Annotated in this window: 9 protein-coding genes; 8 read left to right on the top strand and 1 reads right to left on the bottom strand. The window is 73.1% G+C overall.

Annotated features, from left to right (window positions below):
• The first annotated feature begins 26 nt into the window (after positions 1-26).
• The 5 genes from EDD29_RS32355 to EDD29_RS32335 all read left to right on the top strand — a co-directional run bounded on the left by EDD29_RS32355 (position 27) and on the right by EDD29_RS32335 (position 6,594).
• Complete coding sequence (locus EDD29_RS32355; protein ID WP_123668070.1) at positions 27-3,845, top strand: non-ribosomal peptide synthetase; 3,819 nt, start codon at positions 27-29, stop codon at positions 3,843-3,845.
• A 44-nt stretch (positions 3,846-3,889) separates the two neighbouring features.
• On the top strand, positions 3,890-4,102 hold the full coding sequence (locus EDD29_RS32350) for an MbtH family protein (protein ID WP_123668069.1): 213 nt from the start codon (positions 3,890-3,892) through the stop codon (positions 4,100-4,102).
• 2 nt (positions 4,103-4,104) lie between these two features.
• On the top strand, positions 4,105-4,728 hold the full coding sequence (locus EDD29_RS32345; protein WP_246053113.1) for a GNAT family N-acetyltransferase: 624 nt from the start codon (positions 4,105-4,107) through the stop codon (positions 4,726-4,728).
• 41 nt (positions 4,729-4,769) lie between these two features.
• Positions 4,770-5,513 carry a thioesterase II family protein gene (locus tag EDD29_RS32340; RefSeq protein WP_123668068.1) on the top strand — a complete coding sequence of 248 codons (744 nt, stop codon included), beginning with the start codon at positions 4,770-4,772 and terminating at the stop codon, positions 5,511-5,513.
• A 109-nt stretch (positions 5,514-5,622) separates the two neighbouring features.
• Complete coding sequence (locus EDD29_RS32335; protein WP_123668067.1) at positions 5,623-6,594, top strand: ABC transporter ATP-binding protein; 972 nt, start codon at positions 5,623-5,625, stop codon at positions 6,592-6,594.
• A 238-nt stretch (positions 6,595-6,832) separates the two neighbouring features.
• On the opposite strand, the gene EDD29_RS32330 is transcribed toward EDD29_RS32335, so the two are convergent.
• Positions 6,833-7,732: a formylglycine-generating enzyme family protein gene (locus tag EDD29_RS32330; RefSeq protein WP_123668066.1), complete on the bottom strand. Its 900-nt coding sequence runs from the start codon at positions 7,730-7,732 to the stop codon at positions 6,833-6,835.
• A gap of 41 nt (positions 7,733-7,773) precedes the next feature.
• Here EDD29_RS32330 and EDD29_RS32325 point away from each other — a divergent pair, with 41 nt between their 5' ends.
• The 3 genes from EDD29_RS32325 (at position 7,774) to EDD29_RS32315 (ending at position 10,095) form a co-directional block, all read left to right on the top strand.
• Complete coding sequence (locus EDD29_RS32325; RefSeq protein WP_211360056.1) at positions 7,774-8,904, top strand: sensor histidine kinase; 1,131 nt, start codon at positions 7,774-7,776, stop codon at positions 8,902-8,904.
• 88 nt (positions 8,905-8,992) lie between these two features.
• The gene (locus EDD29_RS32320) at positions 8,993-9,718 is read left to right on the top strand and encodes a LytR/AlgR family response regulator transcription factor (protein ID WP_123668064.1); all 726 of its coding nucleotides are present in this window, start codon (positions 8,993-8,995) and stop codon (positions 9,716-9,718) included.
• Positions 9,715-10,095: a hypothetical protein gene (locus EDD29_RS32315; protein ID WP_123668063.1), complete on the top strand. Its 381-nt coding sequence runs from the start codon at positions 9,715-9,717 to the stop codon at positions 10,093-10,095. The genes EDD29_RS32320 and EDD29_RS32315 overlap by 4 nt, the downstream gene beginning before the upstream one ends.
• The last annotated feature ends 1 nt before the right edge of the window (position 10,096 follow it).

The following is a 10,096-nucleotide window of genomic DNA, read 5'->3' as shown; positions in this document are numbered from 1 at the left end:
GACGTGAACACGGAAGGGAAGGGGCGATGAGCGGCAACCTGGAGGACGTGCTCCCGCTGTCGCCGCTCCAGCAGGGGCTGTACTTCCACGCGGCCTTCGACGGCGAGGCCGATGTCTACAGCGCCCAGGTCGTCCTGCGGCTCGACGGGCCGCTGGACGCGGCGGCGTTGCGGACCGCGGCCGAGGCGCTGGTCACCCGGCACGCCAACCTGCGCGCGGCCTTCCGGCAGCGCAAGACGGGCGAGCCGGTGCAGCTCGTGGCCAAGACCGTCAAGGTGCCGTTCGAGGAGACCACCGGGGACGTCGGGGAGGTGGCGGCCCGGGAGCGGGCGCACCGCTTCGATCTGGCCCGGCCGCCCCTCCTCCGCTTCGTCCTGGTGCGGGACGAGGCGCCCGACGTCCACCACCTCGTCTTCACCAACCACCACATCCTGCTCGACGGCTGGTCCACCCCGCTGCTCCAGACCGAGCTGTTCGCCCTGTACCTGACGGGCGGGGACGCCTCGGTGCTCCCGCGCGTCACGCCCTACAAGAGCTACCTCGCGTGGGTCTCCCGGCAGGACAGGGGAGCGGCGGAGGCGGCCTGGCGGGAGGCGCTGCAAGGCGTCGAGGAACCTACTCTGCTGCGTCCTACCGCCGCGGGCGGCGTCGCCGTGGAGCCGCGCAAGCTGGACCTCCTCCTTCCCGAGGATCTGACCGCCGCGCTCACCGCCCGCGCGAGGTCCGCGGGCGTCACGCTGAACACTGCGCTCCAGCTCGCCTGGGGCCTCGTGCTCGGCGCCGAGACGGGCCGCACCGACGTGGTCTTCGGCGGGGTCGTCTCCGGCCGCCCGGCCGACCTGCCCGGTGTGGAGCAGATGGTCGGGCTGTTCATCAACACCCTGCCCGTCCGCGTCCGCGTGACGCCCTGGGACACCCTCGACGGGGCGCTGCGCCGCGTCCAGGGCGAGCAGGCCGACCTGCTGGCCCACCACCACCTCGGGCTCGCCGAGATCCAGGGCCTCACCCGGCTCGGCGCGCTCTTCGACACCGTGATGGTGCTGGAGAACTACCCGTTCGACCCCGACGCCGAGGCGACCGACCTGAACGGCGTCAAGGTCTCCGGCGTCAGCATGCACGACGCCACCCACTACCCCGTCGCGGTCGCCGCCGTGCCGGGCCGCGAGCTGGGCGTCCGGTTCGACTACCGGCCCGACCTGCTCACCGAGGCCGAGGCCGAACGCCTGGCGGGAAGGCTGCGCCGGGTCCTTGCCGCGATCGCGTCCGCCCCGGAGACCCGGATCGGCGCCCTCGACCTCCTCACCCCCGGCGAGCGCACCGCCGCGAGCGCGCTGGGCACGGGCCCCGTGATCGGGCGTGAGGCGGCGACGGTCACCGCGCGCTTCGCCGCGTCCGTGGCGGCCGACCCCGATGCCGTCGCCCTCAGGTACGCGGGCACGTCGATCACCTACGCGGAGCTGGACGAGCGCGCCACCCGGCTCGCGCGGCGGCTGCGCGCGGCGGGCGCGGGCCCGGAGACGCCCGTGGCGATGCTGCTGGAGCGCGGTCCCGACGTCGTCGCGGCGACCCTCGCGGTGCTCAAGACCGGCGGCTACTACGTCCCCATTCACCACAGCTACCCTCCCGAGCGGCGCGCGTGGGCGCTCGAGGAGTCCGGCGCGCCCGTCCTCCTCCTCGACGAGGCTTTCGCCGACCCCGGCTTCGTCCCTTCCGTCCGCACCCTTCGGGTGGACCTGCCCGGCGAGGAGGGCGACGCCGACCTTCCGGGGCCCGCGGGCCCGGACTCCCTCGCCTACGCGATCTTCACCTCGGGCTCGACCGGCCTGCCCAAGCGCGTCGGCGTCGCGCACCGCGAGGTCGCCGCGCTCGCCTCGGACGGCCAGGTCGGCGAAGGCCATGAGCGCGTCCTGGTCTTCTCCGCGCACGCGTTCGACGCTTCCACCTACGAGATCTGGACGCCGCTCCTGAACGGCGGGACGGCCGTCATCGCCCCGCCCGGCGACCTCGACGCCGCCGGGTTCGCCGAGATCGCCGCCGCCGAGCGCGTCACCGGCTCGTTCGTCACCACGAGCCTGTTCAACCTGCTCGCCGCCGAGCGGCCCGAGGCGTTCGCGCCCCTGAGGCGCCTGCACACCGGAGGCGAGGCGGGCAACGCGCGCGCCATGCGCGCGGTCATGGCCGCCTGCCCCGACCTCGAACTGGCCAACGTCTACGGGCCGACCGAGACGACCACGTACGTCGCCTTCCAGCCGATGCGCGACCATCTCGGCGACCGGGCCGCGCCGCCCCTCGGCGGGCCGATGGACGACACCGTCCTGCACGTGCTCGACGCGGCCCTGCGGCCCGTCCCCGAGGGCGTCACCGGGGAGCTGTACGTCTCCGGCGCGGGCCTCGCGCGCGGCTACCTCGGCCGCGCCGCGCTCACCGCGGAGCGGTTCGTCGCCTGCCCGGCGGGGCCGCCCGGCGCGCGCATGTACCGCACCGGCGACCTCGTGCGCTGGCGCGACGGCCTGCTCGAGTACGTCGACCGGGCCGACTTCCAGGTGAAGATCCGCGGCTTCCGGATCGAGCTCGGCGAGATCGAGGCGGCGCTGGGCGCGCATCCGTACGTCGCGCGAGCCGCCGTCCTCGCCCGCGAGGACGGCCCCGGCGGCAAACGCCTGGTCGCCTACGCCGTCCCGCACGAGGGCCTTTCTCCCGAGCCGGACGACCTGCGCGCCTACCTCGCCGCGCAACTGCCGTCCTACATGGTCCCCGTGGCCGTCGTCGTGCTCGACGCCTTCCCGCTGAACGGCAGCGGCAAGCTCGACCGCGCCGCGCTGCCCGCCCCCGGCTTCACCCTCACCGGACGGCCCGCCGCCACCCCCGACGAGGAGCGCCTGTGCGCGGTGTTCGCCGAGATCCTCGGCCTGGACACGGTCGCCGCGGACGTCGGGTTCTTCGACCTCGGCGGCGACAGCATCGCCGCCCTGCGCCTCGCCTCCCGCGCCAAGGAGGCGGGCTTCGACGTCACCCCGCGCATGGTCTTCACCCACCAGACCGTCGCGGGCCTCCTCGGCGGGGGCGACCCCGAGCTCGGCCTTGACGTCCTGCTCCCGATCCGCACCGGAGGCGAGGGAGCCCCCCTGTTCTGCGTCCACCCGGCCGCAGGGCTGTCCTGGCCCTACTTCGCTTTCCTGGCCCATCTTCCCGGACCTCTCTACGGCCTCCAGTCCCGGGCCCTGTCCGAGCCCGCGTACCGGGCGGCGTCCGTGCGGGCGATGGCCGAGGACTACGTGGCCGAGATCCTCAAGGTCCGTCCGGAGGGCCCGTACCACCTGCTCGGTTGGTCGCTCGGCGGGCTCGTCGCCTTCGAGGCGGCCCGGATCCTGCACGAGCGGGGCGCGGAGATCGGGCTGCTGTGCCTGCTCGACTCCTTCCACTCCCAGGACCTCGCCGCCGACGAGCGCGAGGTGATCCCCGAGCTGCTCCAGTCGATCGGCATCGACGAGAAGATCGTCGGCGACCCCGCGAACCCCGACGTCGCGGCGATCATGGCCGAGCTGCGCTCCCGCGGCGACGCGTTCGCCACCCTGGAGGAGGACCAGCTCCTCGCCGTCTACAGCACCTACGAGAACGGGCTCAGGATCGTCGACGGGTACCTGCCGTCCGGCCTCGTCCCGGCCCCGATGGTGTTCTTCCGCGCGACCCGCGGCCTGCGCCCGGACTCCCCGGCGCCGCAGACCTGGGCGCCCTACACCGGGGGACTCGAAGTCCACGACCTCGACGTCGAGCACCACTTCCTGATGGAGCCCCAGGCCGTCGCGGAGATCGCCGCGGTGCTCGCGGACCGGCTGCGGAACTAGCCACTATCCTCACTCTTCACCCCCGACCGGAAGGATCCCCCGAGATGGCCACGAACCCCTTCGAGAACGACGAAGCGACCTACCTTGTCCTGGTGAACGACGAGGGCCAGTACTCGCTGTGGCCGACGTTCGCCGAGGTCCCCGCGGGCTGGACCGTCGCGAAGGCCGCCGACACCCGGCAGGCCTGCCTCGACCACATCACCGAGCACTGGACCGACATGCGGCCGCGCAGTCTCGCCCGCGCCATGGACGCCTGACCTTGGCCGCCCCCGGGGAACCGAGGGAGATCACCGTCACCGAGTGGGCCATGGAGATGCGCGACCCCGGCGCCCTCCGGCCCGGCCCCCTCCCGTCGGGAGAGGTGTCGTTCAGCCTCGCCTGCGTGCCGTCGCCGGACTTCAACCGGGCGATGTACGCCGCCGTCGGCGCGCGCGTCTGCTGGACCGACCGCTTCTCCTGGACGCACGCCGACTGGGCGAAATGGGTGGACCGCCCGGAACTCGCGACCTGGCTCGCGCTCGCCGAAGGGACCGTCGCGGGATACTTCGAGCTCGAGGCGCAGCCCGACGGCGACACCGAGGTGCACCTCGTCGGCCTCGTCCCGGCGTTCGTCGGGCGCGGGTTCGGCGGCTACCTCGTCGAGCAGTGCGTGCGGCGGGCCTGGCAGCGCGGCCGCCTGTGGGGCGACGGGCTGGGGCCGACGCGGCGGGTATGGCTGCGCACGAGTACGCTCGATCATCCGACCGCCAAGGCGAACTATCTGCGGCGCGGCTTCTCCGTCGCGCGGGAGGAGACCGGGGTGAAGGCGGTGCCCGATCCCAGGGTGGCGCCGTGGCCCCTGCCCGACGACCCCCGCGGCATCCGGCCGGGCTTCGCCGAGTAGGCCCGGACCCGCGAGACCCGGACGAGTGAAAGAGGAAGACCGTGAGCTGGCTGCGCTGCCCCGACCCCCGGCCCTGGGCGACGACCCGACTCGTCTGCTTCCCGCACGCCGGAGGCTCCGCCGTGTCCTTCCGGCCGTGGGGCAAGGCCGCGAGCCCGGCACTCGAAGTGCACGCCGTGCAGTACCCCGGCCGCGCCGACCGGATGCGCGAGCCCGTGATGACCGACCTGAAGCAGGCCGCCCGGCTCGTCGCCGCCGCGCTCGCGCCGCTCACCGACCGGCCGCTCGCCCTGCTCGGGCACAGCATGGGCACGCTCGTCGCCTATGAGACCGCGCTGATCCTCCAGGCCAAGGGCGCCGCCCCCGTCCACTTCTTCGCCTCGGGCGCCAAGCCGATCCACCGGCGGACCGACACCGAGGACCGGATCTCCGAGCGGGACGACGACGGGCTCGTCGCGGAGCTGACGAAGCTCGGCGGCACCGACACCGCCGCGCTGGCCGATCCGGAGCTGCGCGAACTCGTCCTGCCGTACGTCCGGGCCGACTTCAAGGCGATCGAGCGGTACCGGCGGGACCCGGACGCGCCGAAGCTGGCCAGCCCGCTCACCGCGCTCACCGGCGAGGCCGACCCGCACGTCACGGTGGAGGAGATGTACCGCTGGGCGGAGGTGACGACGGCGTCGTGCGAGGTCAGGGCGTTCCCGGGTGGTCACTTCTACCTCAACGACCAGCTCCCCGAGGTGCTCGCCGAGATCCACAAGGCCCTCGGCATCCCCGCCGCCTAGGGTTTTTGGGCCCTCTCAGATCTTTCGTTCCGACATACCTTCCGGGCAGCGGGGCCGTCTCAGACTGTGCGGGACCGCCCGCCGCCCGGCCCCGGCGGGGAGTGCCGCCATGGGCGTCGAGATCCGGGTGGAGGGCCTGCGCAAGTCGTTCGGCCGCCAGGTGATCTGGGAGGACGTGTCGTTCACCGTCCCCGCGGGCCAGATCTCGGCCCTGCTGGGGCCGTCGGGAACGGGCAAATCCGTCTTTCTGAAGAACCTCATCGGGCTGTTGCGGCCCGACCGAGGGCATGTGTGGGTGGACGGGCAGGATGTTCCCGAGCTGCGCGAACGCCGGCTGTACGAGATGCGGCGGCGCTTCGGCGTGCTGTTCCAGGACGGCGCGCTGTTCGGCTCGATGAGCGTCTTCGACAACGTCGCGTTCCCGCTGCGCGAGCACACGCGGCTCTCGGAGTCGAAGGTCCGCGCCAAGACCCTGGAGAAGATGGAGATGGTCGGCCTCTCCGGCGCGGAGGACAAGTTTCCGGGGGAGATCTCCGGCGGGATGCGCAAGCGCGCCGGACTGGCCCGCGCCCTCGTCCTGGACCCCGAGATCATCCTGGCCGACGAACCGGACTCCGGCCTCGACCCCGTCCGGACGTCCTACCTCAGCCAGCTCTTCGTGGACATCAACCACGAGACCGGCGCGACCATCCTGATCGTCACCCACGACATCGGCACCGCCCGCGTCCTGCCCGACAACATGGGCCTGCTCTTCCGCCGCGGCCTCGTCGCCTTCGGCCCCCGCGAGATGATCCTCACCAGCCGCGACCCGGCCGTGAACCAGTTCTTCAACGCCCGCCGCGAAGGCCCCATCGGCATGGCCGAGGAGAAGGACCTGGCCGACCAGAGCCTGGAGACCTACCACGACCCGGCCCCGGCCCCCATCCCGCCTCAGATCATGCCCTCCGACGGCCGCCCCCGCCGCAACCAGACCCCGCCCGGCACCTGGCTCCGCGCCCACGGCCTCCAGCCCCCACCCGGCTCTTTCATAGACGCCGAAGGCCGTAACTGGCAACAAGACTGGCCCCGCCTCACCGCCTGACCCACACCGACCCAGACTTACTACGTAAAGGCCGCCCCTTGATCACGCAGAAACCCACGACGTCCCGCAGGGGGTAGAACCGCGCCCAGACCGCATCGGGCAAGTCGCACGCCGCAGGCCCCAGGGACCGAGGACCGGTGATCGGGCGCCCCGGCGCCGCCCCGTAGGCCCCCTGGGGCCGGAGGGGTGGCGCCGGGATCTCAAGCGCCCGATCACGCGCCGCCGGAGGCGGCGCAGTTCAATACGCGCAGCGGAAGCCGATGTTGCCGGTGGAGGAGTCGGGGGTGTTGGCGGTGCGGGCGGCCACGCGGTAGCGGTTGCAGTAGGAGTCGTGGCAGAGGTAGGAGCCGCCGCGCATGGCGCGGCGGTCCTGGGCGGGGTCGAACCAGTCGGCGGTCCACTCCCAGACGTTGCCGACGGTGTTGTAGAGGCCGTGGCCGTTGGGGCGGAAGGAGTCGGCGGCGACGGGGCCGATCTGGCCGGTGTGGTGGGTGGGGAAGTCGCCCTCCCAGATGTTGGCGCGGCGCTGGCCGCGCGGGTACAGCTCGTTCCCCCACGGGAAGGTGGCCTGGTCGAGGCCGCCCCGGGCGGCGTACTCCCATTCGATCTCGGTGGGGAGGCGCTTGCCCGCCCAGGCGGCGTAGGCGGCGGCGTCGGTCCAGGAGACGTGGATGACGGGGTGCTTCTGGCGGCGGGTGATGTCGGAGCCCTCGCCTTCCGGGGTCCGCCAGGTCGCGCCGTCGATCGCCCGCCACCACGGGGTGCCTTCGGGGGACCGGGTGCGGGCGGCCACTTCGGGGGAGAGCAGGCCGTAGAAGACGAACGACCATCCGAAGGTCTCGGCCTCGGTCACATACCCGGTGTCCTTGATGAACCTGGCGAACTGGGCGTTGGTGACCGTGGTCGGGTCGATCCTGAACGGGGCCACCTCGACGTCGCGGACCGGGCCCTCGCCGTCGAGCGGGTTGGCGTTCTCGTCCTCGTTGCCCATCCGGAAGATCCCGCCGGGCAGCGAGATCATGCCCTTCGGGGGCTGCGCCGCGGGGGCGGCGGGAGGCGCCGGCGACAGCGACAGGGTGACCGGAGTCGGTTCCGACGCGGGACGGGAGGCGGCACAGCACGGAGGCACTTCGGTCATGACTCCCAGATTATCGGCGTCCGCCCCATACCTTGGATCGGGTGGAAGCAGCCCTCCTCTTCTTCGCGGTCGCGTTCGCCGCCGCGGTGCTCCTGCTGGTCCGGCTGCGCCGCCGTGATCTGGGCGGTCCGGCCGAGCGGGCGGCTTTCGAGACCCTGCACAAGGCCTCCTTGGCCGCCCCCGCCCTGCGCCGAGGGCTCACCCGGACGGGAGCGGAGAAGGCGGCACGGCACCTACGGGAGCTGCTGGACGCCGACGACCTGGCGATCACCGACCGGGAGGAGGTCCTGACGGGTCCGCGCGACGGCGTCATGGCGCTGGCGGCCCACTCCCTGGAGACGGGCCGGGCCCGGGTCGTCGAGCTGCCGGGGGGCGGGGCCGCGGTGGTGGTGCCGCTGGCGACGGGCGCGGGGGTGGCCGGGACCCTCGTGGCGTTCGGCGGGCAGGCGTCGGCGGGCCTGGTGCGGGCGACGGAGGAGGTCGGCCGGTGGGTGGCGACCCATCTGGAGCTGGCGGAGCTCGACCTGTCGCGGGAGCTGCTGGTGGAGGCCGAGGTCCGGGCGCTGCGGGCGCAGATCTCCCCGCATTTCATCTACAACTCCCTCACCACGATCGCGTCGTTCGTCCGGACCGATCCGGAGCAGGCCAGGGAGCTGCTGCTGGAGTTCGCGGACTTCACGCGCTACTCGTTCCGGCGGCACGGGGAGTTCACCACGCTGGCCGAGGAGCTGCGCAACATCGACAGGTTCCTCATGCTGGCCCGCGCCAGGTTCGGCGAGGAGCGGCTGCGGGTGACCTTGCGGATCGCGCCGGAGGTGCTGCCGGTGGCCGTCCCGTTCCTGTGCCTCCAGCCGCTGGTGGAGAACGCGGTGCGGCACGGCATCGAGGGACGTCCCGGGCCGGGAAGGATCACGCTGCTGGCGGAGGACGCGGGGGCGGAGTGCAGGCTGATCGTCGAGGACGACGGGGTGGGCATGGCGCCCGAGGAGATGCGCAAGGTCCTCGCGGGGGAGGGCGCCACCGGGACGGGTATAGGCCTGGCGAACGTGGACACCCGCCTACGGCAGGTCTACGGCGACGCGTACGGCCTCGTCGTGGAGACCGCGGAGGGCGCCGGTGTGAAGATCACCCTGAGGGTGCCCAAGTACCACCCCGGCGTGACGGCGCGGTGAGGGCCGGCGACGCTCCGGGTCCGAAAACGGCCGAATATCGGGAAAGTCGACCTTTGACATCCTTTGTGATGGTCGTCACGCTTTGGAGATGCGCGTGCTAGCCGTGGACGACGAACTGCCCGCCCTGGACGATCTCGTGTTCCTGCTGCGGGCCGACCCGCGCGTGGCCGACGTCGACGGCGCACGGGACGGCGCCGCGGCGCTCCGCGCCCTCGACCGGGCCATCGCCGCCGAACGCCCTTACGACGCGGTCTTCCTCGACGTCAGGATGCCGGGCCTCGACGGGATCGTGCTGGGCCGGCTCCTCGCCCAGTTCGCGTGCCCTCCCCGGCTCGTCTACGTCACCGCGCACGAGGAGCACGCGGTCCAGGCGTTCGAGGTCCAGGCCGCCGACTACCTCCTCAAGCCGGTGCGGCCGGAACGGCTCGCCGAGACCGTCCGGCGGATCAGCGACCCGGCCGACGAGGCCGCGCCCTTCCTGCCCGAGCCCGAACCGCTTCCGGTGGAACTGTCGGGAGTCACCCGATTCGTCCACCCCGCGGAGGTGCACTTCGTGGAGGCGCGCGGAGACTACGCCAGGCTGCACACCGCGTCCGGGGCGCATCTCGTGCGGATCCCGCTGACCGTCCTGGAGGAGCGGTGGCCCGCACTGGTCCGGATCCACCGCAGCCACCTCGTGGCGGTCCCGCACATCAGCGAACTGCGCCTGGACGCCGGGCGCTGCACCGTCGTCGTCGCCGGGACCGAGCTGCCGGTGAGCCGCCGCCACACCCGGCAGCTGCGCGACCTCCTGCTGCGCAGGCCCCGCCCGTGACCGCGCGCTCCGGCCGTCCCTCCCGGGTGGCGGTGACCAGCCCGCGCACCGCGGTGCCGCGGAGGCGGCCCGGCCCCGGCACCCGCGAGATCGACGAACAGACGCGACTCGGCGAGGTCTACATGGACGCGCTGATACGGTCGCAGCTCAGGCTGTCACTGTCGGTGTGCGTGCTGCTCGTGGCCTTCGTCGGGGGGCTGCCGCTGGCGTTCGCGCTGGTGCGTCCGATGCGGGAGGCGCAGGTGTTCGGGGTCCCCCTGCCGTGGCTGCTGCTCGCGGTGGCCGTCTACCCGGTGTTCGCCGGGCTCGGCTGGTGGTACCGGCGGCAGGCCGAGGCCGCGGAGCGGGACTTCGCCGAGATGGTGCAGCGCGGGTGAG

The organism is Actinocorallia herbida, from assembly GCF_003751225.1.
GTDB classification, from domain to species: domain Bacteria; phylum Actinomycetota; class Actinomycetes; order Streptosporangiales; family Streptosporangiaceae; genus Actinocorallia; species Actinocorallia herbida.
This window is presented reverse-complemented; position numbering and strand designations above follow the sequence as displayed.

Bases quoted from the DNA above. Each gene is read 5' to 3' on its own strand.
- EDD29_RS32335 (WP_123668067.1), top strand. From the start codon at position 5,623: ATGGGCGTCGAGATCCGGGTGGAGGGCCTGCGCAAGTCGTTCGGCCGC.
- EDD29_RS32355 (WP_123668070.1), top strand. From the start codon at position 27: ATGAGCGGCAACCTGGAGGACGTGCTCCCGCTGTCGCCGCTCCAGCAG.
- EDD29_RS32320 (WP_123668064.1), top strand. From the start codon at position 8,993: ATGCGCGTGCTAGCCGTGGACGACGAACTGCCCGCCCTGGACGATCTC.
- EDD29_RS32330 (WP_123668066.1), bottom strand. From the start codon at position 7,732: ATGACCGAAGTGCCTCCGTGCTGTGCCGCCTCCCGTCCCGCGTCGGAA.
- EDD29_RS32350 (WP_123668069.1), top strand. From the start codon at position 3,890: ATGGCCACGAACCCCTTCGAGAACGACGAAGCGACCTACCTTGTCCTG.